Below are 23555 nucleotides of genomic sequence, written 5' to 3'. Positions count from 1 at the left end.
CCGCCGACATCGACCCCGACCGGGTCTCGTTCACCAGGGTCCTGCGCCTGATCCGCCGCACCGCCACCGGTACGGCGGACATTCCCCCCTCAGGACTGGACTGACCAGCTACCGGTCCACCTGACCCGGATCGCCGATCTCCTGATTCCCGAACGCAGGGAACGCACCTGCCCCCGAGCGGTCAAACGAGCCCGCCACAACCAGTACCGGGTCAAGAAACCCGACGAACCGGCCAGCATCCGCCACGACCGGCCACCGACCATCCACATCTACCGGGTCCAGCCACCGCCAAGATCAACTTAGGCTACGTGGCATTGTCCATACGAGCGACGACGCCCTTCACGTCGCTGTCCTCGGGCCACTCGATCGGAGTGCCCTTGGTGAGGGCAAGCGGCTCGTACGACACGGAGAGCTGTATCGGTTCGCCGTCGGCGAGGAAACGGTAGGACGTTCGCATCACCGGCGCTTCCGGCTCGATGCCGAGCCGCGCGGCAATCCGCTCATCGGCCCGTTCGTGGCGGCTGTCGTGCTCCCAGGTGCCCTGCTGCCCGGCGCCGGCTGCGTCGCGCGCGAACGGGGAAGTCGGGCCGTCGCCGGAGCGAACGTCGCGGCCCCGGGCATGACGAACCAGCCGGGTGGTGTCTCGGACGTACACGCCGGATCCGGCTCGACCCTCCACAATGCCCTCGCCCTTCAGGACGGCGATGGCCCACTTGGCGACGGTCCGGCTCACGTCGTACTGGCGCATCAGGCCGGACTCGGACGGCAACTTCGCTCCAGCGGAGAGTTCTCCGGACAGGATCGCTGCACGTAGGTCGGCGGCGATCGTCAGGTAGGCAGGCGTGTTCGGCATGTCGGCGGTACCTCCGGTCAGCCCGCCCAGTCGACCACAGACAACCTGGTGTGCCAAGTTCGCGTGCCTCCCTTGCCGACTGCAAACCTAGTGCACTAGGTTCTGTGGCTGGCGACCCGTTACCGTTCGGCTCCGGTCAGCAACCACGCCGCGCGGTAACGGGGAGCCCCGACACGTCATTGGCAGGCTGACGATGGAGACGCGATGGCGGCGAGCATCACTGAACTGCTCAAACGGTTGCGGCGTCGGACGGTGTCGCGGGAGCGGGGAGCCGGGCAGGCCATCCAGCAACGTGAGCAGGCGGAGGCGCAGCGACGGCTGCTTGATCAGGCGGCTCGGTTGCGAGACGCGCACCGTCACGAAGAGCCGATCGCGAGCAACGGCCCGAAGGAGCCGGCATGACTGCCGAGGGAGAAGCGGCGATCCTGGCGGTGCACGTACGGGGTCTGGACGGGATGTGCGTGGGTTGCCGGCTGTGGTGGGCGCGGCTGACTCCGTACCCCTGCTGGCAGGTCGCGTGGGCGACCAGCCGGCAGGCGCGCGCGAGCGTCGCCCGCTTCCTGGGGGTGCGCGGGTGAGCACCCACGGGCCGGTGCTGCCGGTCTGGACGTGCGGCGGATGCGGTGCGCCGTGGCCGTGCGCGACGCGGCGGCGGGAGCTGCTCGCGGAGTACGAGGGTGCGCCGGTGTCGCTGGCGGTGTACCTGGGGGCGCAGCTGGTACGGGCGACGGCGGATCTGAGCTGGGCGCCGGCGGGGACGTTGCACAGGCGGTTCCTGGGGTGGGTGCGGTGAGCGTGCTGCGGGCCGGCGACGAGAAGTTCCACTACAGCGACGGGTCGCACCGGTGGACGGCGCCGGACCCGGAGTACGACCAGGAGGTGTGGGAGGAGCAGGTCCGCCAGCACAAGCTGGGTCACCTCCGCAACGAGCCTCCGAGGGTACGCATCCGCCGGATCGTGTGACGGGTGCGAAACTGGGCCGGTGACCCACCCGCTCGCGCGCCGCGTCTACGACACCTGCCATCTCACCGGCCGGTTCCATCTTCGATCCGGGCAGGTCAGCGACGAGTACTTCGACAAGTACCTGTTCGAGGGGAAGCCGGAGCTGCTGCGCGAGGTCGCCGAGGCGATGGTCGCTCTGCTGCCGGAGTGCGACGTGCTGGCGGGGATGGAGATGGGTGGCATCCCGATCGCCACGGTGATGTCGCAGCTGACCGGGCTGCCGACGGTCTTCGTGCGGAAGCAGGCGAAGGAGTACGGCACCGCGAAGGTGGCCGAGGGCGGGCCGGTGAGCGGTCTGCGGGTCGTCATGATCGAGGACGTGGTGACCACCGGAGGCGCGCTCCTGGCCTCGTGCGGACAACTCCGGTCCGTCGGTGCCCAGGTCGAGACGGTGGTCTGCGCGATCGACCGCGAGCAGGGCGGCCGGGAGAACCTGGCCGCCGAGGGGCTGCAGCTCCGCGCCGCCCTCACCCGTCGTGATCTGGAAGCCGCACTGACGGCGTGAGGCTAGGGCTGCGCCGGTCCGCTGCTGAGGTTGTACGCGTTCTTGGCGGCGACCACTGCCGCCTGGATGTGCTCGGGGTCGACGCCGTGGACGTTGAGCGGCGGGTGCAGGCGCCGGACGAGTTCGGCCTCGATGTTCGCCGGCTCGGCGTCCTCGGCCCAGGTCAGGCGCAGGTTTTCGTGCATCGAGGCGGTCAGCCGTGTCTCGTCTGCGGGAATCAGGACGACGCGGTCGGTCCAGGTCGTCCGGTAGCCCTCGGACACGAGGAGACCGGCCAACGTGCGGCGCAGCGTCGAGCTGCCCGAACGCCGCAGGTGGTTGCGCAGGATCCGGCCGCGCAGGCTGGTCGCCCGGCCGAGATAGAGCATCCGCCGCGACGGGTCGCTGTCGTTCGGTGGTCCGGGGAGATCGGGGAGGACCGAGGGAGCGGCCCACCAGGCGTAGACGCCGCTGCCGCGGGCGAGCCGCTTGACGGCGACATCGAGTGCGGCCGGCACGCCGGTGAGCAACCGCAGGGCCGCGTCGACCCGTTCTTCGTCGGTCGGGACGTCGGCGGGCCGCCGTTCGGGGAAGGTCACCGGGACCATCCTAGGGTGAGCGCGAGCGCCACGGCGCGCCCCGTCGCGCAGCCGATGCTAGGTTCGCCGGCATGATGGTGCGCATCACGGCCGGGCAGTTCCACGCGGCCGACGGTGTCGAGGACTGGCGCTGCCTCTACCACGTGGTCTCGGCGTATTTCCGCACCGGCTCGCTGGCCGAGGGTATAGCGTTCGTCGATGAGATCGGCCGGCTCGCCGGTGGCGCGGAGCAGCAGTACGTCAACGTCGATCTGCGTCATGCCGGCGTCACGGTGTCCCTGTCGTCGCGCGACGTCACGCTGGCCCGGCGGATCTCGGCTGCCGCCAGGGACCTGGGCATCCCCGCCGATCCGACCGCCGTGCAGCTCGTCAACGTCACACTCGACGCCCTGGTCGGCGCGGACGTGCTGCCGTTCTGGCGGGCCCTGCTGGGTTACCGCCAGATCGACGACGACTATCTGGCCGACCCGGCGCGCCGGGGTCCGGGCTTCGGGGTGCAGCCGATGGATGCTCCGCGTCCACAACGCAACCGCATGCACCTTGATGTCGCCGTCCCACATGATCAGGCCGAGGTCCGAATCGCCGCCGCGTTGGCTGCCGGCGGCCGGCTGGTCTCCGATGCGCACGCACCGAAGTGGTGGGTCCTGGCCGACGCCGAGGGCAACGAGGCGTGCGTCGCCACCTGGCTCGGCCGATGACGGCGGCCCACTCGGAGGGCACACGGCCGCAATCGATCGTGTCGACAGGCCCCGCCCACCCGGCGTTCGATCAGGTAGCCGCTCTCTTCGACGACTACCGGGCACACTACGGCCAACCGTCGACCCCGGAGATCACCCGCTCCTGGCTGCACGACCAGATCGCACAACACCGGATCTCCGCGGCTGCCGCCATCCGAGCTGATTTCGTCTGCGGCTTCATCACGGTCACGATCATGCCGGCATCGCTCATGCTGGGCACCTCATGGTCGGTCCGCGACCTCTACGTGGCCCCGCACCGTCGCCGTAGCGGTATCGCGAAGGCCCTGCTCCAGCACGTCATCCGCAACGCCCGTGCCGCCGGCGCGCATCGCGTCTCACTCCAGACCGAGACCGGCAACATCCCCGCCCTGGCGCTCTACAACGAGATCGGCTTCCAGCCCGTCACCGGCCTGGAACTACTCAACCTCACCTTCGATCCCACCCTCCAAGATCCAGGAGGCATGGCCGGCCACGGCAAGCAACTCGCGGCAGATGAGGACGGTCATCGGCTCGAATGGGCTGTGAAGTCTCCTGCGTACTCATCCGATTCGACGCTTGCGCCCATCCGTGCGAGCAGTTGGATCTGCTCACAGCTCAGCCGCCAGCCCATCGCGTTGTAGCCGCCGTCTGGGTCGTCGAACCAGCGGACCATCATCAGACCTGCGTCGACGTCGCCGCCGTCGACAAGGGCTCGCACCCGATCAGCTGCCGGCGCGATACGTGCAAGCACGGTGGACGCCTGTTCGTCGATTCGTCCGTGTGTCTCACAGCGGATCTCCCACCGATGAGCTGCCGGGACCAGCCTCGGCGATGTGCGACGGCTTCCCATGGCGGCGGTTCGATCCGGTTCAAGCCCGAGACATTCCGTGATCTGTTCGGCTGTCACCGCCTCGCTGCGGAGCCAGAAGTAGCAGTACTGCTGAACCTTCCGCGGCGCGTCCACCATGTGCGCCAACCTATGCGTTCGGACCCGTAGGGGTGCACTCAATTCGGCACATCCGGACGCCGACGAACGGCACTTGGGTAACGAGCGCTCCGCGGCATGAGCGTGCATCCGGCCGCCTCGGGTGTGCGTCACGATGCGTCCTGGCTCGCCATTGGCCGCCGTGCAGTTGGTCGGGAGATCACGGAGTGCAGCCGAGCCGAGGCTGACTTGTCGGTGCGCGGCCCTACTGTGTGGGGCATGACGCGATATGTCGACGAGGATCTGCACGGTGCTGAGTTCCGCGAGTGTGATCTGACCGGGGCACGCCTGATCGGTGTCGTCATGCAGGATGTCGTGATCGACGGGTTGGTCACCAACCTCGTGGTGAACGGTGTCGAAGTCACGCAGTACGTCGAAGCAGAGCTCGACCGGCGTCATCCGGTACGGGCGCTGATCCGCTCCGAGGACCCTGCCGACCTGCGCGAGGCAGCACGTCAGCTCCATACCGGCTGGGCCGCCACGATCGAGCGGATCCGCCAGACGCCCGGCATCGAGCGCCGCAGCGTGAACGACGAGTGGTCAGCGGTGCAGACCTTGCGCCACCTGGTCTTCGTCCACGACTCGTGGTTCCGCCGCTGCTGCCTGGGCTCGACACAGCTGTTCACTCCGATGGGCATCGGGCCGAGCGTCGAGCCCTACGCCGGAGCGCACGGGCTTGACCTCTCGTCCGACCCGGCCCTGGACGAGATAGTGAGCGTGCGTGCCGCACAGGCCGCTGAGCTGGAGGCCTGGCTCGACAAGGTCACCGCTGTACAGTTAACCGCGCGAGCGCCGGTGCCCGACGACGATGTCTGGCCGCCGTACGCCCGGGGCCGCTCGGTGCGGCAGTGCCTCCGCACGGTGCTCAACGAGACCTTCGAGCACCACGGCTTCTGCGTCCGCGACCTCGACCTGATTTCGGCACAGGACCGCTGAGTAGGGCCGGCCGTCGATTCGGCCTCTTGCCCATGCGGGTATCGCTGATTGTCTACGCGCTGCCGAGCTGCTGACCCCGGAGCTGGACGCGGCACTTCTGGAGTTTGAGGATCGGCGAGATCTGTCGGGACTGGAACGCACGCTCATCGGCACGTGCGTGCACGGGGATCGAGCCGATACATACACCAGACGTTTACGGAGAGTGACGGAAGCTTCTGTTTCCGGCGCACCCACTAGGCGGCGGAAGAGTCGTTACGCCCAGTGGCATGTGCGGGCCTCTCGGGTCACGGGCGCGCCTGGTTACACTGCTCGGCTATGCACTCGGTCGAGGTCCTCGAACAGTTCGACGCCGCAGCCGAGGAGTTCCTGTTTCCGGACCTGGGCCACGGCTACAACTACGCTGTTGACGTTCGGCTACACGGGTATCGTGACGCTGAGCAGTGGGCCCTCATCGTCGAGGCGGTCGGCTATTCGCCACGGCCGGCAACCTCACCGACGTGCTCCACGTGTTCGGCAACTGCCTAACCAGCGGCGAACCTGGCTATGGCAACGGGGACTTTCTCGACCGAGTCGACAACTGGGACGAGATAGAAGACCCCGACGAGCCCGAGACCTACCGGGGAGGACCGGTAATGGTTCGTGGCCAGACGGTCGCCCTTGCGGCCGAGCCGGGCGAGGACCTGGTCGACGTGCTGCGCCGGCTCGTTCCACGCCATCGCGAGCTTCTCCTGGCCGACGAGGAAGAACTGCGGCGCCGAATCCGGGTCGACATACCCGAGGTGCTCCGGCTGGACCAGTGGAACCACCCCGACCTGGCCGGCGGGCTACGACCCAGCGAGTCTGAGACCTTCCGCCAGATTGCCGATGTCCTCACACCCGGCGACCTCGGGCGATATGCGCCGAGCCTTCCGCCCAACACCCACTGGTCCAACTGGCCGGACTCGGGAAGCCTGTAGCCGGGCCGGCCCAAGCCGCTCACCTCGTAGCAGAAGAGCTATGACCTGTACCGTCTGCGCTCATGATCCCGCCCTGCCTTACTGCGGTGGAACCGGTGGCGTGACGCACTCCCTGCCGGTGGGTCGTGCCCCAGTCTCTGACGCACCGTGCCAAGATCGCCCCATGCGCAACGAGCAACGCTTACGAACACGGACGCCCGAGTCCCGAGCCTTCGCGGAGCGCGTACAGCTCGTCATGGACCTGACCTCGCGCCTCAACGTGCTGCCGTTTGACGACCTCGACGCGCGCAGGATGGTGCTCACCGAGATCTTCGGGAAACCCATCCCTGACTCGCTGTCCATCCTGCCCCCGTTCTATTGCGACTACGGGCTTGGAGCATCGTTCGGAGAGCGCGTGTTCATCAACCAGGGATGCTTCTTCCTCGACTACGGGGGCATCACCGTAGGTGACCGCGTTCTGATCGGTCCCCGAGTGACTCTGAGCACGGCCGGACACCCCGTCGAACTCGACGAACGGTACGACTCCATCACGCACGCGCCCATCGTCGTCGAGGATGATGTGTGGATTGGCGCCGCAGCCACGATCACCCCTGGAGTGACGATCGGTCGCGGCTCAGTCGTCGGCGCGGGCGCCGTTGTCGCGAAGGACGTGCCGCCGCTGAGTGTGGTGACAGCAACAAGCGTTGTCGAGCGCAAGCGTCTGAAGCCAGCGTCTACTGCAACCTGAAACCTGCGGCTCACCCACGCACATCGGCAGATCCGGATGTGTGGGACAGGAGATGTGGACGGTCTTCATCGGAGTCCGCCCCTCGGCAGGCGAGCTTGGCGGGGGTCTCTTGACTCTCGACCCGGTCGAGGGCCGACCCTTCCCGGGTGACGTTTGAGGAGCACGACAAACGAGCAGTCCCTCTCGCGATCGACCTGGAGATCCTGCGGCCGGTGCTGCGCGCCGGTTGGGGAGCGGACACCTGCGACCCGCATGACCTGGAGAATTGGCACGTCGGCAACGCAGCCCGTGGTCAGTGCGGGGTGACCGCATTGATCATCCAAGACCTGCTCGGGGGAGAGCTGATCCTCGGCGAGGTCTTCGCCGGAGACGCCAAGGTCGGCCACCACTACTGGAACCGGCTGGCCGACGGTCGTGAGGTGGACCTGACGGCTGACCAGTTCCAGCCACCGGAAGTCGTTGTCGGCGGTCAGGTTCAGCAACGGCCGCCGGGCCCACCGGTACGGTGCCGCCGGCAGTACGAGATCCTGCGGGACCGGGTCTTCGTCGCCCTCTACGGCGGCAGGTCATTGAATGGATCCCACTCTTGATCTCAACGTCGGTTGAGGTTGCAGGATGGCGGCAGCCTGCCCTGCATGATGAGGAGTGCGTACGTGAGCGCCGATGTCAGCTTCAACTCGATCATCGACTACACGGTTGACGGCCCCGACACCCAACGGGAGTTCGTAGCGGCCTTCGCAGAGATCCAGGAGCGCTGGGTGCGCTTCTATCCTGGCTACCAGTCGGCTCGCTTCTACCTGAGCACCGACGGCACCCGGGTGTACACCGTCGTGCGTTGGGCCAGCGAGGCGGACTACCGCAATTTCGTGGAGACCTCGGACACCGAAGGCCGGATGGCCGCCATCGCTCAGGCCCTGGCGGGGCTGTCCGGCAAGGCCGAAGCGCGCATGACCGGCGTTCCCACGTACACCGTCGCCCGCGAGGTCGGCCCCGGGCCACAGCGTCTCGACGTCTGACCGGACGGGGTCACGCCGCGTCTGCTCGGCACGGACGGGATGCGAGGCTGAGCGCGATGAGCTTGGTGTCGGCGTTCGTACCGGTCTGGATTCAAGAGGAAGATCAACCTGAGAGCTGGCGGCGCTGGTGGGACAGGTTGAGGTGGTGGTGTCCGCCTGGGTGGCTGTCCGGGTCGGTGTGGACGGTGGCGGTGGTCAGCCGGGGTACGGCGTGGGTGAGCTGGTGTTCGGCGTCGGCGGCGATCTGGTGCGCGTCGACGAGGGTGAGACCGGCGTCCACGACGAGTTCGGCTTCGGCGTGCAGCCGGTGGCCGACCCATCGGAGTCGTACCGCAGCCACGTCCTGGACGCCGTCGACAGCCCGCAGGGCGGTTTCGGCCTGATCGACCAGTTCGGGGTCGACGGCGTCCATCAGTCGGCGGTAGACCTCCCGGGCGGCGTCCTTGAGGACGACGGCGATGGCGACGGCGATGACCAGGCCGATGACCGGGTCCGCCCAGCGCCAGCCGAGTGCGGCGCCACCGGCGGCGGCGAGGACTGCGAGGGAGGTGTAGCCGTCGGTACGGGCGTGCAGGCCGTCGGCGACCAGGGCGGCGGAGCCGATGCGGCGTCCGACGCGGATACGGTAGCGGGCGACCAGTTCGTTGCCGATGAACCCGACGAGACCGGCGGCGGCGACCCAGGGCAGATGGGTCACCTCTGCGGGGCGTAGCAGCCGGTCCACTGCGGTCCAGGCGGCGGCGACCGCTGACCCGGCGATGACCACGACGATGACGATCCCGGCGAGGTCTTCGGCCCGGCCGTATCCGTAGGTGTAGGCGCGGGTGGCGGCACGGCGGCCGAGGAGGAAGGCGATCCCGAGCGGTACGGCGGTCAGGGCGTCGGCGACGTTGTGCAGGGTGTCGCCGAGCAGGGCGACCGAGCCGGACAGCACCACGATGACAGCTTGGGCGAGCGCGGTGATCCCGAGCCCGACCAGTGAGATCCACAGCGCGCGCAGCCCGTCACGGGAAGACTCCAGCGCCGGGTCGGTCTTCGCCCGGGAGTCGTGGGAGTGCGGGACGACGGCGTGTGTCAGCCGGTGCCACCAGGCGGCGAGAAGGCCGTCGTGGCGATGGCCGTGGTCGGCCGGGTGGTCGTGGTGCTCGGTCATCACTCCCCCGATCACGCGGTCATGCAGAAGTCCTTCCGCGACGGTGGCGACAATATGTGCTCATGTACGCACGCGACAACGTTGCAGATGCCAGTGACCTGCAACAACACCTACCTGGCGCGCAGCAGATCGCTGCCGCTACGGACATGTTGCGGATGCTGGCCGATCCCACGCGACTGCGGTTGATGGCGCTGGTCAGCGAGGGCGAGTACGACGTGACCGCGCTGGTGGAGGCGGTGGGCACGGCCCGGCCGGCGGTGTCGCAGCACCTGGGCAAGCTGCGCCTGGCGGGACTGGTCAGCGTGCGGCGGGAGGGCCGGCGCGCGTTGTACCGGGCCAGGGGCGGGCATGTGCGGCGGCTGGTGATCGAGGTGCTGCACGCGGCGTCGCATCGGGTGACGGGAGCGCCGGAGCACGACTGAGTCGGGCGCTACTCGACGGGCTTGGAGCGGGGATCGGCGAACCACTCGTCTGTGAATTCGCGGACCGCGTCGATGTCGGTGGTGGCGCAGGCTGCGGTGCGGTAGGCGTGCACCGCCTTGATCGCCTCGGTCTGTCCGGGGGCGGGGCCTCCGACGACCCGGCCGGCGGCGGTGTCGGTGACGAAGGCGCGCACCTGTGCGAGTTGGTCGGCGGCGAGGTCGGGCCGGTAGTTGACGATGACGTAGCCGTCGCCGATGACATGCCCGAACGAGGTGGCCGGCACCGTCTCGCCCGGCTCGAAGAAGTCCTTGACCGGGTGGCCACCGCCGGCGGGGAAGGTTTCCGTGCGGTCCCGTACCGTGCAGGCGCCGGCCGCGGGTTCGGCCTGCATCGGCTGCAGCACCTCGCCCGGGGCGCTGAGGGCCAGGATCGACGCGGCTACGACCCCGGCCGCCACCAAAGCGCCGTGCGACAGCCGGGGATCACGCAGCTTCGGCACGTAGTGACTGAGCACGTCACCGACGATGAACATGGCGATCACGGCGACGAGCTGCCCGATCTCGACGCCGATGTTGAAGGCCAGCACGCGGGGGATCATCCCGTCCGAGGGCAGTCCGAGCGCCTGCAACCGGGTCGACAGCCCCAGACCGTGGACCAGGCCGAAGGCCAGCACGGCGGCGGCGAACCACGTCCAGTTCTTCGGCCGTCCCCGCAGCCCGACCACACCGACGAAGACCAGGCTCAACGCCACCACCACGTCGACCAGGACCGGGTTGACGTGCCAGTCGGCCACGGTCGCGGTGAACAGAGTGACGCTGTGTCCGAGCGCGAACAGTGAGATCAGCTTCGCCGCCCGCCGAATCGCCCTGGCCAGGAGCAGGATGCCACCGACGAACGCCAGGTGATCCCAGCCGACGAGCATGTGTGTTGTACCCAGCCACGCGAATCCAGGGACCGAATCACTCGACCCACCGACACCGTGAGCCCAGGCAACACCCGGCACGGCCAGCACTATGGCTACCACCACGCCGGAAACCAACGCGCCTTGTCGCACACCAGCGAGCATGTTCCCGCCCTCCTCCAAAGTCGCCCGCAAGCCCTGAGTGTGCCGGGGCCGTCTACTAGTCGCTCCGCCACCCCGTTCAGTTCCCGCAGTGACCCGGGCAACCCCATGTACACGGAAAATGAACAGCGCGACGGCTGGACGGGGCAGGACAGGGGGAACACCAGCAGAGGCGGACGGATCCCACCCGATGAGCATCCCAGGCCGTCGCCAGGCGTCGGCCGTCAAACAACCGTGACGAACGACGACCAGCGGCGATGATGTTTGCCCAGGTAACGAGGCGTCACCAATGCGGTGGCCAGGCAGGGAGAGAATGGTTACCTGTAGTCGCTGTGTTGGATGTCCGTCCGGTCGTTGCGGACGGTCCCGATGAAGTGGTCTCGAAGCTGCGCATGATTGGATTCTCCGTGTCGTGGTGGTGGCCGGACGATTTCGACGCGACGCTGCCGCCGCGAGTCGCGTACGCCGGGGCCTGGCATCCGATCGTGGCCGCCGCGACCCGGCAGCGCCTGGCGGCGTGGTCGAGGACGCCGCCGGCGACCGTCACCGTGCGGCAGGGCGAGAACATGGGGCGGCCGAGCCTGCTCAACGTCGGCATCCCCGCCGGTCCCGGCACCGGGATCTCGGTGACCGGCACCGCCGTGCCCATCCCGCCCGCGGAGGAGGCGGTCCGGTGCGGAGGACGCGTGTCGTCGGATCCCGGGTGGCTCGTTCGTAGTACGGGTGAGAGGCGGCCGGACCGGGCCGCCCGGACAAGGGAGTCATGGCATGCCGCGGTACCTGATCTCGTTCAACGATGGCGCGATGGACCACATCCCCGCCGAGGAGATTCCCCAGGTGGGCAAGGACGCGCACGCGGTCATCCAGGAGGCCGTGAACGCGGGCGTGTTCGTGTACGGCACCGGGCTCGAACGCCAGCAGGCGACCATCGTCGGCACGGACGGGGTGGTCACCGACGGGCCGTTCCCGGAGACCAAGGAGGTCATCGGCGGGTTCGTGGTCCTCGACGCGGCCTCCCGGGACGAGGCGGTGAAGTGGGCCGCCAAGATCGCCGCGTCGTGCCGCTGCGCCCAGGAGGTCCGGGAGATCATGCCCGACCCCGAGACGGAGGCGATGCTCCGCGCGGCGGGCCGGTGACGGGTCAGGCGTCGCCGCGACAGCGCCTCGTCAGCGCAGCCGCAGGTCGTGCTCGTCGAGGGCGGCCTCGATGACGCTCAGCGCCTTCGGTCCCATGCCGTGCAGGCGGGCGAGTTCCGCGCGCGGCACCCCGGCGAGCTGGCGCAGCGTGGTGTAGCCGGCGGCGGTCAGCGCCCTCGTGGCCGGTGCGCTGATCTTCGGCAGGCGGTCCAGGGACGACGTCATCGCCCGATGCTAGACCGCCGGCTGCGAGCCCGATGTCCCGGCGAGTGCAGTGCCGTGCCGTTTCCGTCCCCGTAGTTCTCAGGGGCAGATTCGGGGAAGGACCGGACAGGCGTATCGGGGCGGTTCCGGATGGGACTCGGGCGGGTCGCCGCCGAAGAATCGAGGAGCATCCAAACACCGGGAGGCGCAGTGTTCCGTCGTACCGTGGCCGTCGCTCTGACCGCACTCACCGTCCTCGCGGGACTGCCAGGATCGGCGCGCGCCAATTCCCCGCCGCAGCGGCTCGTCTGGGGCGAGTGCGCCGACGACCTGCCGAACGTCCCACCGGACGAGCGCGTGCGATGCGCCCGGCTCCGCGTGCCGGTGGACTGGGCCCGGCCGAACGGCCCGACGTTCGACCTCGCCGTGGCACGCCGGCTCGCGCGAACGCCGGAGCGGCGAGTGGGCGCGCTGGTCTTCGGGCCGGGCGGCCCCGGCGACTCGGGGGTGGAACGCATCCGCAAGGGCGACCGGTTCAGCGACGAGTTGCTGGACCGGTTCGACCTGGTCAGCTTCGACCCGCGCACGGTCGCCCGCACCGCCGCGCCCGTCTGCACCCCGGATCCGGCGCTGCGCAGGCCGCCCGTCCCGCTGACCGGCCAGGCGGACTTCGACGCCGCGGTGGCCTACAACCAGGCGCTGTGGCGCAGGTGCCGTCCGACCAGCCCGGTGTTCGACCACGCCGACACGCTCAGCACGGCCCGGGACCTCGACGCCCTGCGGCGTGCGCTGGGGGAGCGGCGGCTGTCGTTCCACGGCAGCTCGTACGGCACGCTGCTGGGCCAGCAGTACGCCGAGCGGTACCCCGGACGCGTACGGGCCGTCGTGCTGGAGGGCGTGTTCGACCACAGCCTCGACACGCGATCCTTCGTGCGGACACAGGCCGCCACGTTGCAGGACTCGTTCGACGAGTTCGTCTCCTGGTGTGACAGGTCGGCGGACTGTGTGCTCCACGAACGGGACGTACGGTCGGTGTGGGCGCGGGCGCTGGCCCGCGCGGACCGTGGTGAGTACGCCCCCCGTACCGCCTTCGACGTCACTGCCGTGGCACTCGGCCTGCTCGCCGGCCCGCGCTGGCCGCAACTCGCGGTGATCGTGCGGGACATGGCCGCCGGCACGCCGCCACCGGCTGTGAATCTTTCGCTCTCGGTCGCGGCGTTCTGCGCGGACTGGCCGGCGCAGGTACGCGACTACACCGCGTACGCCGGCCTGGTCCGGGACGCCGCGGCCGTCGCCCCGGACGTCCGGTACGGCGCCGGTCTGCTGGCCGTGCAGACCTGCCTGGGCTGGCCGTCCCCGGTCCGCAACCCGCCGCACGAGCTGAACGTGTACACCCGCACGCCGCTGCTGCTGCTCAACGCGCGGCACGATCCCCGCACCGGCTACGCGTGGGCGGTGAACGTCGCCCGGCAACTCGGCCGGCACGGGCGTCTGGTCACCTACGAGGGCTGGGGCCACGGCACCTACCAGCGCAACGACTGCACGCAGGCGGTGGTGGACAGGTACCTCGTCGACCTGACGGTGCCCGCCCCCGGCTCGCGATGCCCGGCGAGCTGACCGCTGCTAGACCGCCGCGCCCGGCGCCCCGACGAGCCGGCGGGCCGCCGGGTGCCGGTGCGGCAGCGCCGCCACGCCCGGTACGAGCAGCAACAGGGTCGCGCCGAGCCGCCGTGGCGCGGCTCGTCGGCCAGCGCGGTCAGGATCAGGAAGGTCGCCTCGCGCCTCTCGGTCACCGAGGCAACGTATGCAGCCGATCACTACGTGGTCAACGGTCGCCGAGCAGCTGCCGCTCGGCCATGAAGGCGCGCAGCCTCCCGGCGTCCTCGGTGGACATCAGCCAGCGGGGGATCACCGTGGCCGGCATCCGTCCGACGTACACGATCCAGAAATCGGGGGTCTCGGTGACCCGCGTGACGCCGTCCCAGGCGATGCCGCCGGACTCCGAGCCGCTGCGCATCATGATGTTGCGCTCGTCGATGTCGTAGCCGCCCTCGACCGCATAGCCACCGGAGCGGCGCCGGGCCCGCCACCTGACCCATGGCGCGTACAGCATCGACAGCACGCCGGCCACGACGAGCGCGGTCCACAGCGACGCGAAGCGGTCACCCCGCTCCGACGCCTGCGAGGCGACCCAGCCGATCACCCCGACCGCGGCGAGAGCCGCGCCGATGTAGCCGAACCGGCGCAGCCGGGCGGCGGCGAGCGCGGCGGCCACGCGGGCCGGATAGGCGGGATCGGCCGGTACGGCGAAACGGATCTGCACGCCCGAACGATAGTCCCCCGCCCGCCTGTGCCGGACTGGACCCGCGTAGCGCGCCAGTCAGGTCCGGCGCAGCACCAGCGTCACGAAGCCCAACACACCGCGGTATCCGCGCAGCCACTGGTCCCGGTGCTCCCGGGCGGCGGCGAACGCGTCGGTGGCGTCCGGGTGACCCGGATTGTCCAGCGCCCACTCGGTCAGCGAGCCGGTCCACGACCACTCGTAGTCGTCCCACTCGGCGACGTCGCTGACATGCCCGTACACCGGGGTCCAGCCGGCCTGCTCGGCGGCGTCGACCAGACCGGCGAGGTCGGTGTGGTCGTCGGGTTTCGCGCCCAGCGCGGCAAGCGCCGCAGGCGTCGGCGGCACCGGCCAGAAGCCCTCGCCGACCATCAGGATGCCATCGGGGTCCACGTGCCGGCCGGCCAGTTCCAACGTCCCGCCGAACCCCCCGAACGCGTGCGTCGACCCGACGCAGAGCACCAGGTCGTAGTCGCCGTCCGGCACGTAGGACCGGGCGTCGCGCTCGTGCAGCGTCAGCCGGTCGGCGAGGCCGCGCACGGCGGCGGCCTCCGCGGCGCGTTCCAGCGCGTACGGGTTGAGATCCACGCCGTCGGCGTGCCCGTCCGGGTGGTGCGCGAGCGCCTGCAGCGCCCAGGTGGCCTCACCGCAGCCCAGGTCGAGGATGCGGGCCGCAGGCCGGCGACCGGCCCGGCGCAGCAGCCGGTTGACGTTGACACCGGAGACCGGGGCCGCGATCGGATGGTGCGAGTGCGCGATGCTGCTCAGCCGTTGACGGTCCATCGCCGCAGTCAACACGAGGACAGCCGGATTGTCGTGCCGGTCAGGTGCGGCAGACGATCGTCGCGTCGTCGGTGGCGACGCCCTCACGCGCCTCGGCCTCGCGCACCCGGCGGACGACCTCGGCGGGGCCGTCGGTTTCCAGCAGACGCAGCAGCCCCGGCCAGCCGGTCAGGCCGAAGGTGTCCACGAGGCGGCTCGCGCCGTTGCTGAGCAGCGCCGCCGTGCGCACCTCGTCGACCCGGCACTCGCCGGTGACCGCCTCGTCCACGACTGCCGGATCGTCCTTCGCGACCCAGAACCCGCCGGGGCTGTTACGGCGGGATCGCAGCTCCATCAGCAGCCTCCGGTACTCGTCGCCGCCCTCGGGCACGTCCTTCAACCGCTCCTCGACGGACTGGGCGATCACCACCTCCCGCGGATCGTGGGCGACGAGCGGCTCACCACCCGCCCGGCCGACGATCGCCACCGCGTCGCCGAGGACCAGGTGCTCGACGGCCCCGCCGGAGAACCGGAGCATCGCCACGGCCGCGAACGGGCTGATCGGATGGGTCACGTCGCACGTGTCGCGGTGCGCGTCGGTGACCCGCCCGATGCCCTCGGCCAGCACGTCGCGCAGGCGCCGATCCGGCGACAGCGCGCCGAGCAGCGCGCCGCCGAGCCGGGTCGCGTACCAGGCGATGCCGTGATGGCAGACCTCGTGTGCGCCGGCGATGCCACCGGCGCCGTCGACCAGCACCATGCCGCACGGCACGGCGCCCGCGAAGTCCTCATTGGCGCGCCCGGGATGCCCCGCGTCGGTCGCCATCGCCACCCGCATCGGCTCATCCTGCCGAAACCGGCCGGATCGCGAGGCCCCTCGCGGCTTGATCCGCCACCGGCACGCCGACGTCGACGGCCTGGCGGTGTTCCTCCGCGAGGCCGGAGGTCCCGGCGGCCCGGCGGAGTGCGCCGCGCTCATGCGCGCGTTCGTCCTCGACAACTCGTGAGACACGGCGGGTCACGGGGTGGCCGGCGGCTTCGCCTTCTGCGGGTGGATCGTCTCGTGCCGGGCCAGCATGGCGACGAACTCGCCGATCTTGCGCTGCCGGGTCTCCGCGCGCTTGACCGCGTTGAGCCGGTAGATGAGCGTGAACCTGTTGGCGCTGGTGAGGACGTCGAACATGGCCTGGGCGGCGGGCTCGGCGGCGATGGCGGCGAGCAGGTCGGCGGGCACCTCGGCCTCCGACGGCGGTGCGTAGGCCGCAGCCCACCGGCCGTCCGCCTTCGCGGCCTCCACCGCGGCCCGGCCCGCGGGCGTCATCCGCCCCTCCGACTCCAGCCGGGCCACGTGCGCGACGTTGCGCTGCGACCAGGAACTGCGCGCCCGGCGTGGGGTGTACCGGATCCAGGAACTCTCGTGGTCGCGCTTGCGGGCCTGCCCGTCGATCCAGCCGAAGCAGAGCGCCTCGTCGACCGCCTGCTGCCAGGTCACTGTGGTGACAGTGCCGCCCTTGCGGGTCAGGGCGAGCCAGACACCGGGTGACGTGTCGTGGTGGGCGGACAGCCACGCGCGCAGCGCTGCCGCGTCGGGCACGATCAGCTCGTCCAGCTCGTCGCTCGGCATGGTGGTCAGGCTAAACCGGGCGTACGACATCGGCTGCAGCCGCCGCTCGTGCGGCTCTCGGCCGTCGGCAACCCGTCCGGCAGCGGCATCGCTCGCGACGGAGCATGTCTGCGACTTCGGTGACGTGCCGGCTTAGCCGCCCGCCGCGTTGTGCCGCGCGACCAGGGCGGGCAGCACGTCCAGCGTGTCGATGCGGAACAGGCACCGGTCGGCGACGTCCGGCATGTCGAGGATGTGGCCCCACGGGCCGCGCCGGATCAGGCACGCCGACATGCCTGCGGCCATCGCCGGGGCGGCGTCGTTGTCCGGCCGGTCACCCACGTACAGGATCGCCGACGGGTCGCCGCCGCCCTCGCGGACCACCCGGGTGAAGAACTCCGGCGCCGGTTTCGCCACGCCCCAGGCCGCCGACGTGCCGATCACGTCCACCGGCAGGTCCAGCGCCCGCAACGTCGCCTCGGCATGCTCGGGCTGGTTGCCGGCCAGGCCGACCCGCAGTCCCTGCTCCCGCAGGGCGGCCAGGCAGGCCCGCGCGTCCGGGTAGAGATCGTCGGCGCCGAACGACTCCGGGTCACCGGCCGCGACCCGGCGCGCGAGTTCGGCGGTGAGATCGAAGTCGGGCCGGAAGGCCCGGAACACCTCCTGGTAGTCCAGCCCTCGGGCGATCACCGCGCCGAAGACGGCGGAGAAGGTGTGCCGTGGCACGCCGAGCCAGTCCGCCCAGGTCGCGAACTCGCGCGTCTCGTCGAGGATCGTCCCGCCCACGTCGAAGAAGACCGCCTGGATCATCAGCGGATCGTACTGTCGTTGATCAGCCAGTGGGGGACGCCCGGGTGGCGCAGACTGCCCGCATGAATCCCGGCTTCCTTCCCGAACCGCCGCAGAGCCCGGCGGCGAAAACCGCCTATGAGGACGACCTCGCCGCCGACGGCTACGTCAACAACCTCACCCGCGTCTGGTGCTGGCGTCCCGACGTGCTGATGTCGTTCCAGAGCACGCGCACCGAACTACTGTCCGAGTCCACGCTGTCCTCGCGGGAGGTGGCAGTGCTGGTCGCCGCCACGGCCGCCGCCCGGGGCGACTCGTACTGCGCGCTGGCCTGGGGCGCGCGGCTGGCCGGGATGAGCAACGAGACGACAGCCGCCGCGGTGCTGCGCGGCACCGAGGCGGACCTGTCGCAGCGGGAGACGGCGCTCGCCGCCTGGTCCCGCCGGGTGGTGACGGACCCGAACGCCACCACCGAGGCCGACACGCAACGCCTGCGTGACGCCGGCCTGACTGACCGGGAGATCTTCGAGGCGACCACGCTCATCGCGTTCCGGCTGGCCTTCTCCACTGTGAACGACGCGCTCGGCGCCCGGCCGGACGCGCAACTGGCGGAGAAGGCACCACCGCTCGTCCGGGAGGCGGTGACGTTCGGCCGCCCGGTCTGAACGGGCGGGTCCGGGCGCTGGTCGAGGGTGGCCGCGTGCGAAGCCCGGAAGGCGGACGTGGGCCGACTCCGCACGGCCACGGCATGTCGTACCGGCGTGGGAGGGTACGGACATGACGACGTTCGTGCTCATCCACGGCGGCGGGGGCAGCGCATGGGACTGGCATCTGCTGGTGCCCGAGCTGGCCGCCCGCGGCCACGACGCGGTGGTGCCGGAGCTGCCGATCGGGGACCGGTCGGCGGGGTTCGCCGCCTTCCGCCAGGCGGTGGTCGACGCCGTCGGTGCCCGCGACGACCTCGCGGTGGTCGGGCACTCGTACGGCGCGTTCACCGCACCGCTGGTCGCCGACCGGCTGCCGGTGCGGCTGCTGGTCCTGCTCACCCCGATGATCCCGCGGCCCGGCGAGAAGCCGGGGGACTGGTGGGGCAACACCGGCTACCGCGAGCCGGAAGGGCTCAGTGAGGAGCAGCAGTTCTACAACGGCGTGCCGGCCGAGATCGTCGCCGAGGCGCCGGCGCACGGCCGGGAGCAGGTCAGCGCGGAAGGGGACGAGCCGTGGCCGCTGACCACCTGGCCGGCCGTGCCGACGAAGGTGCTCATCGGCCGCGACGACCAGTTCTTCCCCGCCGGCTTCCAACGCCGGGTGGCCGCGGACCGGCTCGGCGTGGTGCCCGACGAGATCGACGGCGGCCACGCGGTGGCGCTCAGCCGGCCGGGCCCGCTCGCCGACCGGCTGACCGCCTACCTGGCGTCCTGATCCCGCCCCGTGCTGATCCGCCGCCGGATCAGCTCCCGGCCGGGGCGGGTGAGACGGGTAGGGCCCGGCGGCGCCGACGGGCGACCACGCCGAGGACGAGATCGACGACGAGGAAGCCGAGCAGGGTCACGCCGAACCAGGGCAGTGCCCAGCCGAGTGCCAGGGTGATCGGTACGCCGAGCAGCAGCGCCGACCACGGGAGCCCTCGGAGACCGCCCCGGGCGGGCGGCGAGCCGAGCCGGGCGCGGCGGCCGGCGCGGGTGGGGCGGCGCTGCCACCACATGCGGTAACCCCAGACGATGACGCAGAGCAGACCGAGAGCGAGCGCGGCGAGCAGGACCTGGTTGACCGGCCCGAACAGGATTCCCATGTGGGCTTGGATGCCGAGGCTGCTGAGCTGCGCGAGCAGCGGCCAGTCGGCGAAGTCGCTGCGGGCGGTGACCGCGCCGGTGGTCGGCTCGACGGCGATGCGGTCCTTCGCGACCGGCCAGGTGTTGTCGACCTGGGCGACGGTCCAGGCCAGGCCGGGCTCCGCCGCAGGGCTGATCTCCACCGGTCCCGAGAGTCCGGCGCGGCGCGCGGAGGCCAGCACGTTGTCGTAGGACGCCGGACTGTCCGCCGTGCCGGTATCCGCGCCACCGTGCTGGTGCTCACCGCCGCCCGCGGGCGCGGCCACGCCGTCAACGGTGGCGGAGAGTGCGGGCGTGCCGGCGCGCAGGGTGTCCAGGCCGGTGCTGAAGTTCGCGCCGGCGTACCGGGACCAGGTCAGGCCGGTGGCGGAGAGGAACAGCAGGCCGACCGCGAGCCAGACACCGGTGGTGGCGTGCCAGCCCCGGGTACGGCGGACTCCCTTGCGGGCGGTCAGGTCCGGCACGAGCAGGTGTGCCGTCCGGGCGCGGGTGGCGCTGCGGCGGCGCCACCACAGGACTACCCCGCCGAGAACGAGGACCCACAACCAGCTGGCGGCGATCTCGGAGTAATGCCGGCCGACCTCGCCGAGGTGCAGGTTGCGGTGCAGGTCGTCGAGCCAGGTGGTGGCCGGGGTGGAGCCGAACCAGGTGGTGAGCTGCCCGGTCACCTCGCCGGTGTACGGGTCGACGTAGACGGTGTGCTGCTTGTCGCCGAGTTCCTCGAGCGAGAACACCACCTGGGTGGTCCGGTCGCCGGTGCCGGGCGCCACGGCGGCGATGGTGCCGTCGGGGTGCGCGGCCCGTGCGGCGGTGACCTGTTGGGCGAGGGTCTTCGGCTGGTCACCGACGGCGGCCACGGTCAGCCGGTCGCCGTAGAGGGCCTGGTCCAGTTGCGGGGTGATGGTGTATGCCAGGCCGGTCAGGGCGGCGACCAGCAGGAAGGGGGCAACCAGGATGCCGGCGTAGAAGTGCAGCCGGGTCAGCAGCGCGGCGAACGGCGTGGGCTGGCGGCCCGGCCGAGCGGCCGACGCGGCGGTGGAGGTGCCCGGCGCGGGATCGCCGGACAGTTCGGTGACGGACATCGACTACTCCGATCGAAAATATGGGCTTTTGGTGCGGGGTGGCTCGTGCCCGTCGAGCCATGGGCTGCCCGGTTGCCGTCTCCCGATCGAGTAGTCGGCCAGGTGTGTCGGGAAGTTCCCTCGTCCGCGTAAATCTTCGGGTGGTCTTCCGGCGCGGTGGCGTCAAGGATCACCCGGGGCCGGTCGATCAGGGCTGCGACGTCCGCCGCGCCAGGTGCACAGTGACGTCGGCGGTGACCTCGACCGTGCCGGGCAGGACGTCCCGGATGCGGTCGAACACCTGCTCGCGTACGGGCGGAGGCAGTTCGAGATAGGCCGAGACGGTCGACAGGACACCGACGTAGTCGTCGGCGCACACGGTGATCCGCCGCGGGATCTCCGACTGGCGCACGTCGGTGAACCACCCGCATGCGCGTAGCTCGGTGCCGGGCCACTGCATCCGGGCCGCCGGTGGCGTCCCGTCCGGGGACGGGATCTCGTCGTCGGCGAGGTACGCGGACCGGGCCACGGCCACCGCGTCGCGCACAGCCGGATCGGCCAGCCGCAGCGGCCCGCCGAAGGAGGCGAACACGCCGCCGGGCGTGAGCAGCCCGGCGATCCGCTCCCACCGCCGGTGCGGGGCCGTCCAGTGCAGGGCCGCCGCCGCGTACACCAGGTCGTGGCGCTCGTCGGCGCGCAACTGTTCGAACGCGGCCTGCCGGACCCGCACGTCCGCGGGGACGTGCCGGCGCAGCTCGGCGAGCATCGCGGGGTCCGGGTCGGTGGCGGTGACCGTGATGCCGCGCCGGGCGAACAGCCGGGTCGCCTTGCCGGTCCCGGCGCCGATCTCCAATGCGGTCCGGACGGGTCGGCCCGCGTACGCCAGCACCAGATCGGCCAGTTCCTCCGGATAGCCGGGCCGGAACCGCTCGTACGCCCGCGCTGCCGCCCCGAAGCTCAACGCCCGATCCGGCATGCCGGTCATCATTCCACCACCGGTCCGTCGTTCGCGGCTATCGTGCGCGGCGTGAGCGACACCGGCTGGCTGGACGACACCCGCACCTCCTACGACACGGTGGCGGTCGATTATGCCGACCTGCTGCGCGACGCCCTGGCGAACGAGCCGTTCCAGCGCGGCATCCTCGCGCTCTTCGCCGAGCTGGTCCGGGCGCGGGGGACCGGGCCGGTGGCGGACGTCGGATGCGGACCGGGACGGATCACCCGTCATCTGCATGATCTGGGTCTGAGCGCGTTCGGCATCGATCTGTCACCGGTGATGATCGACGTGGCCCGGCGCGACCACCCGGGCCTGCGTTTCGAGGTGGGCTCGATGACCCGTCTCGACCTCACCGACGGGCAGCTGACCGGGTTGCTCGCCTGGTTCTCGCTGATCCACGTGCCGGACGACGAGGTGCCCGCCGTCCTCGCCGGATTCCACCGGGTGCTGCGGCCCGGCGGGGTCGTGCTGCTCGGGTTCCACGCCGGTGACGGAAGCCGGCTCAAGACGCGGGGATACGGCGGGCATCCGATGCACGTCCACGTGCACCGCCGCCGGCCGGAGCGGGTCGCGGCCTGGCTGACCGACGCCGGGTTCACCGTCGAGGCCGAGATGACGCATCACCCCGCCCCGGACGTCGAAGGCGGCTTCGTCTTCGCCCACCGCTGACGTGGCGGTCTACGCGTCCGGGTGCCTTGCCGCGATCCGGTCGAGCACGCGCCGGTCGCCCTCGACGTCGACGCCGGCCAGCGGCACACCCCGGTATGCGGCGAGCCGCTCCGCCTCCACGACGACCGCGTCGCGGGCGCTGCCGGTGAGCTTGCGCCACGGCTGGACCGTGACCGTGAGGGAGCGGCCGGACCTGCGGGGGCGCCAGGTGCCGGCCACGTCGCCGTCGACGAGGACGGCGCCGGGGCGGCCGAGCACCGGCCACAGCTCCTTGACCCGAGCCGCGTCCGGCACCAGCGTCGCCCGGTCCTTCGCCTGGAGGAACAGGTCGAACGGGCCGAGCAGGCGGGTCGCCGTGGTCTCGGCCGACGCCAGCGCGGCCTCGTCGGCAGCGAGCAGCCAGCGCGTCTCGCCGTCGACGCTCACCTCGACCGCGTCGCTCGGCCAGCGGGCCTTCACCTCCTTGACCGGGGCGTCGAGGTAGTCGGCCACGTGCTTCGGGGTGGCCGGGCCGAGCAGCCGCAGGTAGGCGCGGACGAGGTCGAACCGGTCGCCGGGCGCGGCGGCGGGACGGAACCCGGGGATGCGTTCCAGGACCGGCGGTGAGGTGCCGAGCCGCAGCTCCAGCCCGGCCCGCGCGGCGGCCAGCCGGAACGGCATCTCGTAGAGGTGGGTCGCGTTGCACGGCCGGCAGAACCGCAGGTAGGGCTCGGGCATCACGTCGGCCAGGCGGCCGGAGACCTCGCCCTTGACCGTCGGCCGACCGACGATCTCCCGCATCCGCGCGGCCACCTCGTCGAGCGCGGCGAGAATGCCGATGCCTGCCGCCTTCAACGGTTTCGCCGCGTCGTAGATGCGCTTGCCCGCGTCGGCGTCGGAGAACGGCTCGACCGCGGCGGCGACCGTGCCCACGTCGGCCCGGCGGTAGAGGTGCGGCGCGCCGCGTACGGTCCAGAGCAGGGCCAGGTCGGCACCGCTCAGCGGGGTCACGTCGACCCCGCGTGCGGCGAGCGCCCATCGGCCGCCGTCGGGACCGGTGTCCTGCACGCCGATGTCGAGCACGGCGGTGTCGGCGAGCGACCCCTCGGCCCGGTCGAGCTGCTGGGCCCGGATCCGGAAGTTCAGCACCTGACGCCTGTCGATCATGTCCACAGCGTAGGCGGCGGCACCGACACGTCCGGTGCAGCGCGGTCCGGTACGTCAGCGCGCGGAGGGCGGAACGCAGCCCGCCCTCCGGTCGGGGCCGG

Annotated in this window: 32 protein-coding genes and 2 pseudogenes; 20 read left to right on the top strand and 14 right to left on the bottom strand. The window is 71.0% G+C overall.

What is annotated here, in order from left to right; genetic code table 11:
* Positions 1-304: 304 nt before the first annotated feature.
* Positions 305-853, bottom strand: coding sequence for a GntR family transcriptional regulator (locus GA0070215_RS25335; protein WP_091050641.1), 549 nt, complete (start codon positions 851-853; stop codon positions 305-307).
* A 204-nt stretch (positions 854-1057) separates the two neighbouring features.
* Between GA0070215_RS25335 and GA0070215_RS28185 the strand changes: the two genes are divergently transcribed.
* The 5 genes from GA0070215_RS28185 to pyrE are packed head-to-tail and all read left to right on the top strand — an operon-like array spanning position 1058 to position 2360.
* Positions 1058-1255, top strand: a complete 198-nt coding sequence (locus GA0070215_RS28185) for a hypothetical protein (RefSeq protein ID WP_141708247.1) — start codon at positions 1058-1060, stop codon at positions 1253-1255.
* Positions 1252-1431 (top strand): hypothetical protein, encoded by a 180-nt coding sequence (locus GA0070215_RS25330; protein ID WP_091050637.1) that lies wholly within the window; start codon positions 1252-1254, stop codon positions 1429-1431. Before GA0070215_RS28185 ends, GA0070215_RS25330 begins: the two co-directional genes overlap by 4 nt.
* Positions 1428-1646 (top strand): hypothetical protein, encoded by a 219-nt coding sequence (locus GA0070215_RS25325; protein ID WP_026268310.1) that lies wholly within the window; start codon positions 1428-1430, stop codon positions 1644-1646. Before GA0070215_RS25330 ends, GA0070215_RS25325 begins: the two co-directional genes overlap by 4 nt.
* Positions 1643-1816 (top strand): hypothetical protein, encoded by a 174-nt coding sequence (locus GA0070215_RS28555; protein ID WP_167361570.1) that lies wholly within the window; start codon positions 1643-1645, stop codon positions 1814-1816. Before GA0070215_RS25325 ends, GA0070215_RS28555 begins: the two co-directional genes overlap by 4 nt.
* Positions 1817-1835: 19 nt before the next feature.
* On the top strand, positions 1836-2360 hold the full coding sequence (pyrE, locus tag GA0070215_RS25315) for an orotate phosphoribosyltransferase (RefSeq protein WP_091050632.1): 525 nt from the start codon (positions 1836-1838) through the stop codon (positions 2358-2360).
* Positions 2361-2362: 2 nt separating this feature from the next.
* Here pyrE and GA0070215_RS25310 read toward each other — a convergent pair whose 3' ends face one another.
* Positions 2363-2947, bottom strand: coding sequence for a GIY-YIG nuclease family protein (locus GA0070215_RS25310; protein ID WP_091050628.1), 585 nt, complete (start codon positions 2945-2947; stop codon positions 2363-2365).
* Between the two features lie 62 nt (positions 2948-3009).
* On the opposite strand from GA0070215_RS25310, the gene GA0070215_RS25305 reads away from it, so the two are divergent.
* Positions 3010-3636 carry a VOC family protein gene (locus GA0070215_RS25305; RefSeq protein ID WP_091050623.1) on the top strand — a complete coding sequence of 209 codons (627 nt, stop codon included), beginning with the start codon at positions 3010-3012 and terminating at the stop codon, positions 3634-3636.
* Positions 3633-4295 (top strand): GNAT family N-acetyltransferase, encoded by a 663-nt coding sequence (locus tag GA0070215_RS25300; protein ID WP_091050620.1) that lies wholly within the window; start codon positions 3633-3635, stop codon positions 4293-4295. Before GA0070215_RS25305 ends, GA0070215_RS25300 begins: the two co-directional genes overlap by 4 nt.
* Here the strand turns inward: GA0070215_RS25300 and GA0070215_RS29910 are convergent.
* Positions 4178-4621, bottom strand: coding sequence for a DUF4279 domain-containing protein (locus GA0070215_RS29910; protein WP_167361569.1), 444 nt, complete (start codon positions 4619-4621; stop codon positions 4178-4180). The two genes, GA0070215_RS25300 and GA0070215_RS29910, sit on opposite strands and share 118 nt — an antisense overlap.
* Before the next feature lie 237 nt (positions 4622-4858).
* On the opposite strand from GA0070215_RS29910, the gene GA0070215_RS25290 reads away from it, so the two are divergent.
* From GA0070215_RS25290 to GA0070215_RS25270, 5 genes and pseudogenes are all read left to right on the top strand, one after another.
* Positions 4859-5575, top strand: coding sequence for a DinB family protein (locus GA0070215_RS25290; protein WP_091050675.1), 717 nt, complete (start codon positions 4859-4861; stop codon positions 5573-5575).
* Between the two features lie 315 nt (positions 5576-5890).
* A pseudogene (locus GA0070215_RS25285) lies at positions 5891-6531 on the top strand (DUF7003 family protein).
* A gap of 163 nt (positions 6532-6694) precedes the next feature.
* Positions 6695-7258, top strand: coding sequence for a sugar O-acetyltransferase (locus GA0070215_RS25280; protein ID WP_091050613.1), 564 nt, complete (start codon positions 6695-6697; stop codon positions 7256-7258).
* Between the two features lie 146 nt (positions 7259-7404).
* Positions 7405-7848, top strand: coding sequence for a YunG family protein (locus GA0070215_RS25275; protein WP_244167143.1), 444 nt, complete (start codon positions 7405-7407; stop codon positions 7846-7848).
* A 63-nt stretch (positions 7849-7911) separates the two neighbouring features.
* Entirely contained in the window at positions 7912-8274 is a 363-nt protein-coding gene (locus GA0070215_RS25270) for an antibiotic biosynthesis monooxygenase (RefSeq protein WP_091050669.1), read from the top strand.
* Positions 8275-8377: 103 nt separating this feature from the next.
* Here the strand turns inward: GA0070215_RS25270 and GA0070215_RS25265 are convergent, their stop codons facing one another.
* Positions 8378-9427, bottom strand: a complete 1050-nt coding sequence (locus GA0070215_RS25265; protein ID WP_091050609.1) for a cation diffusion facilitator family transporter — start codon at positions 9425-9427, stop codon at positions 8378-8380.
* 146 nt (positions 9428-9573) lie between these two features.
* On the opposite strand from GA0070215_RS25265, the gene GA0070215_RS25260 reads away from it, so the two are divergent.
* Positions 9574-9849 carry an ArsR/SmtB family transcription factor gene (locus GA0070215_RS25260; RefSeq protein WP_244167142.1) on the top strand — a complete coding sequence of 92 codons (276 nt, stop codon included), beginning with the start codon at positions 9574-9576 and terminating at the stop codon, positions 9847-9849.
* 8 nt (positions 9850-9857) lie between these two features.
* Here the strand turns inward: GA0070215_RS25260 and GA0070215_RS25255 are convergent, their stop codons facing one another.
* Positions 9858-10916: a HupE/UreJ family protein gene (locus tag GA0070215_RS25255; protein ID WP_244167145.1), complete on the bottom strand. Its 1059-nt coding sequence runs from the start codon at positions 10914-10916 to the stop codon at positions 9858-9860.
* A gap of 413 nt (positions 10917-11329) precedes the next feature.
* Between GA0070215_RS25255 and GA0070215_RS29345 the strand changes: the two are divergent.
* Positions 11330-11572 (top strand): annotated as a pseudogene (locus GA0070215_RS29345) (phenazine biosynthesis protein PhzF); the annotation flags it as partial.
* Positions 11573-11681: 109 nt separating this feature from the next.
* Entirely contained in the window at positions 11682-12050 is a 369-nt protein-coding gene (locus tag GA0070215_RS25245; protein WP_091050604.1) for a YciI family protein, read from the top strand.
* A gap of 30 nt (positions 12051-12080) precedes the next feature.
* On the opposite strand, the gene GA0070215_RS25240 is transcribed toward GA0070215_RS25245, so the two are convergent.
* Positions 12081-12275: a helix-hairpin-helix domain-containing protein gene (locus tag GA0070215_RS25240; RefSeq protein WP_018787186.1), complete on the bottom strand. Its 195-nt coding sequence runs from the start codon at positions 12273-12275 to the stop codon at positions 12081-12083.
* A 189-nt stretch (positions 12276-12464) separates the two neighbouring features.
* Between GA0070215_RS25240 and GA0070215_RS25235 the strand changes: the two genes are divergently transcribed.
* Positions 12465-13871, top strand: a complete 1407-nt coding sequence (locus tag GA0070215_RS25235) for an alpha/beta hydrolase (RefSeq protein WP_091050601.1) — start codon at positions 12465-12467, stop codon at positions 13869-13871.
* A 208-nt stretch (positions 13872-14079) separates the two neighbouring features.
* On the opposite strand, the gene GA0070215_RS25230 is transcribed toward GA0070215_RS25235, so the two are convergent.
* Genes GA0070215_RS25230 through GA0070215_RS25220 form a run of 3 tightly spaced genes read right to left on the bottom strand, consistent with a single transcriptional unit; the run spans position 14080 to position 16195 of the window.
* Entirely contained in the window at positions 14080-14577 is a 498-nt protein-coding gene (locus GA0070215_RS25230; RefSeq protein ID WP_018787189.1) for a YcxB family protein, read from the bottom strand.
* 57 nt (positions 14578-14634) lie between these two features.
* Positions 14635-15378, bottom strand: coding sequence for an SAM-dependent methyltransferase (locus GA0070215_RS25225; RefSeq protein WP_091050600.1), 744 nt, complete (start codon positions 15376-15378; stop codon positions 14635-14637).
* 40 nt (positions 15379-15418) lie between these two features.
* Positions 15419-16195, bottom strand: coding sequence for a hypothetical protein (locus tag GA0070215_RS25220; RefSeq protein WP_244167141.1), 777 nt, complete (start codon positions 16193-16195; stop codon positions 15419-15421).
* Positions 16196-16241: 46 nt separating this feature from the next.
* Between GA0070215_RS25220 and GA0070215_RS29605 the strand changes: the two genes are divergently transcribed.
* Positions 16242-16364: a hypothetical protein gene (locus tag GA0070215_RS29605; protein WP_018787192.1), complete on the top strand. Its 123-nt coding sequence runs from the start codon at positions 16242-16244 to the stop codon at positions 16362-16364.
* 11 nt (positions 16365-16375) lie between these two features.
* Here the strand turns inward: GA0070215_RS29605 and GA0070215_RS25215 are convergent, their stop codons facing one another.
* Both GA0070215_RS25215 and GA0070215_RS25210 read right to left on the bottom strand, forming a co-directional pair.
* Complete coding sequence (locus GA0070215_RS25215; RefSeq protein ID WP_026268313.1) at positions 16376-16981, bottom strand: YdeI/OmpD-associated family protein; 606 nt, start codon at positions 16979-16981, stop codon at positions 16376-16378.
* Positions 16982-17113: 132 nt separating this feature from the next.
* A complete protein-coding gene (locus tag GA0070215_RS25210) occupies positions 17114-17770 on the bottom strand; it encodes an HAD family hydrolase (protein ID WP_091050598.1) in 657 nt (218 codons plus the stop codon).
* A 62-nt stretch (positions 17771-17832) separates the two neighbouring features.
* On the opposite strand from GA0070215_RS25210, the gene GA0070215_RS25205 reads away from it, so the two are divergent.
* On the top strand, positions 17833-18414 hold the full coding sequence (locus GA0070215_RS25205) for a carboxymuconolactone decarboxylase family protein (RefSeq protein WP_244167140.1): 582 nt from the start codon (positions 17833-17835) through the stop codon (positions 18412-18414).
* A 112-nt stretch (positions 18415-18526) separates the two neighbouring features.
* Positions 18527-19171, top strand: a complete 645-nt coding sequence (locus tag GA0070215_RS25200) for an alpha/beta fold hydrolase (RefSeq protein WP_018787196.1) — start codon at positions 18527-18529, stop codon at positions 19169-19171.
* A gap of 28 nt (positions 19172-19199) precedes the next feature.
* Here the strand turns inward: GA0070215_RS25200 and GA0070215_RS25195 are convergent, their stop codons facing one another.
* Positions 19200-20663, bottom strand: coding sequence for a PepSY-associated TM helix domain-containing protein (locus GA0070215_RS25195; protein WP_091050595.1), 1464 nt, complete (start codon positions 20661-20663; stop codon positions 19200-19202).
* Positions 20664-20850: 187 nt separating this feature from the next.
* Complete coding sequence (locus GA0070215_RS25190) at positions 20851-21618, bottom strand: class I SAM-dependent methyltransferase (protein ID WP_091050656.1); 768 nt, start codon at positions 21616-21618, stop codon at positions 20851-20853.
* Positions 21619-21660: 42 nt separating this feature from the next.
* On the opposite strand from GA0070215_RS25190, the gene GA0070215_RS25185 reads away from it, so the two are divergent.
* On the top strand, positions 21661-22308 hold the full coding sequence (locus GA0070215_RS25185) for a class I SAM-dependent DNA methyltransferase (protein ID WP_208600420.1): 648 nt from the start codon (positions 21661-21663) through the stop codon (positions 22306-22308).
* A 9-nt stretch (positions 22309-22317) separates the two neighbouring features.
* Here the strand turns inward: GA0070215_RS25185 and GA0070215_RS25180 are convergent, their stop codons facing one another.
* Positions 22318-23454, bottom strand: coding sequence for a winged helix DNA-binding domain-containing protein (locus GA0070215_RS25180; RefSeq protein ID WP_091050648.1), 1137 nt, complete (start codon positions 23452-23454; stop codon positions 22318-22320).
* Positions 23455-23555 lie beyond the last annotated feature (101 nt).

Origin of the sequence: Micromonospora marina (assembly GCF_900091565.1) — a bacterium.
GTDB lineage: Bacteria > Actinomycetota > Actinomycetes > Mycobacteriales > Micromonosporaceae > Micromonospora > Micromonospora marina.
Note: the sequence above shows the minus strand (reverse complement) of the source record. Positions and strands in the feature narration are given on the sequence as shown.

Excerpts from the sequence above, each read along its gene's own strand:
- GA0070215_RS25335 (WP_091050641.1), bottom strand. The coding sequence starts at position 853 with ATGCCGAACACGCCTGCCTACCTGACGATCGCCGCCGACCTACGTGCA.
- GA0070215_RS28185 (WP_141708247.1), top strand. The coding sequence starts at position 1,058 with ATGGCGGCGAGCATCACTGAACTGCTCAAACGGTTGCGGCGTCGGACG.
- GA0070215_RS25330 (WP_091050637.1), top strand. The coding sequence starts at position 1,252 with ATGACTGCCGAGGGAGAAGCGGCGATCCTGGCGGTGCACGTACGGGGT.
- GA0070215_RS25310 (WP_091050628.1), bottom strand. The coding sequence starts at position 2,947 with ATGGTCCCGGTGACCTTCCCCGAACGGCGGCCCGCCGACGTCCCGACC.
- GA0070215_RS25305 (WP_091050623.1), top strand. The coding sequence starts at position 3,010 with ATGATGGTGCGCATCACGGCCGGGCAGTTCCACGCGGCCGACGGTGTC.
- GA0070215_RS25300 (WP_091050620.1), top strand. The coding sequence starts at position 3,633 with ATGACGGCGGCCCACTCGGAGGGCACACGGCCGCAATCGATCGTGTCG.
- GA0070215_RS29910 (WP_167361569.1), bottom strand. The coding sequence starts at position 4,621 with ATGGTGGACGCGCCGCGGAAGGTTCAGCAGTACTGCTACTTCTGGCTC.
- GA0070215_RS25290 (WP_091050675.1), top strand. The coding sequence starts at position 4,859 with ATGACGCGATATGTCGACGAGGATCTGCACGGTGCTGAGTTCCGCGAG.
- GA0070215_RS25280 (WP_091050613.1), top strand. The coding sequence starts at position 6,695 with ATGCGCAACGAGCAACGCTTACGAACACGGACGCCCGAGTCCCGAGCC.
- GA0070215_RS25265 (WP_091050609.1), bottom strand. The coding sequence starts at position 9,427 with ATGACCGAGCACCACGACCACCCGGCCGACCACGGCCATCGCCACGAC.
- GA0070215_RS25260 (WP_244167142.1), top strand. The coding sequence starts at position 9,574 with ATGTTGCGGATGCTGGCCGATCCCACGCGACTGCGGTTGATGGCGCTG.
- GA0070215_RS25255 (WP_244167145.1), bottom strand. The coding sequence starts at position 10,916 with ATGCTCGCTGGTGTGCGACAAGGCGCGTTGGTTTCCGGCGTGGTGGTA.
- GA0070215_RS25245 (WP_091050604.1), top strand. The coding sequence starts at position 11,682 with ATGCCGCGGTACCTGATCTCGTTCAACGATGGCGCGATGGACCACATC.
- GA0070215_RS25240 (WP_018787186.1), bottom strand. The coding sequence starts at position 12,275 with ATGACGTCGTCCCTGGACCGCCTGCCGAAGATCAGCGCACCGGCCACG.
- GA0070215_RS25225 (WP_091050600.1), bottom strand. The coding sequence starts at position 15,378 with ATGGACCGTCAACGGCTGAGCAGCATCGCGCACTCGCACCATCCGATC.
- GA0070215_RS25220 (WP_244167141.1), bottom strand. The coding sequence starts at position 16,195 with ATGCGGGTGGCGATGGCGACCGACGCGGGGCATCCCGGGCGCGCCAAT.
- GA0070215_RS25215 (WP_026268313.1), bottom strand. The coding sequence starts at position 16,981 with ATGCCGAGCGACGAGCTGGACGAGCTGATCGTGCCCGACGCGGCAGCG.
- GA0070215_RS25210 (WP_091050598.1), bottom strand. The coding sequence starts at position 17,770 with ATGATCCAGGCGGTCTTCTTCGACGTGGGCGGGACGATCCTCGACGAG.
- GA0070215_RS25205 (WP_244167140.1), top strand. The coding sequence starts at position 17,833 with ATGAATCCCGGCTTCCTTCCCGAACCGCCGCAGAGCCCGGCGGCGAAA.
- GA0070215_RS25200 (WP_018787196.1), top strand. The coding sequence starts at position 18,527 with ATGACGACGTTCGTGCTCATCCACGGCGGCGGGGGCAGCGCATGGGAC.
- GA0070215_RS25195 (WP_091050595.1), bottom strand. The coding sequence starts at position 20,663 with ATGTCCGTCACCGAACTGTCCGGCGATCCCGCGCCGGGCACCTCCACC.
- GA0070215_RS25190 (WP_091050656.1), bottom strand. The coding sequence starts at position 21,618 with ATGCCGGATCGGGCGTTGAGCTTCGGGGCGGCAGCGCGGGCGTACGAG.
- GA0070215_RS25180 (WP_091050648.1), bottom strand. The coding sequence starts at position 23,454 with ATGATCGACAGGCGTCAGGTGCTGAACTTCCGGATCCGGGCCCAGCAG.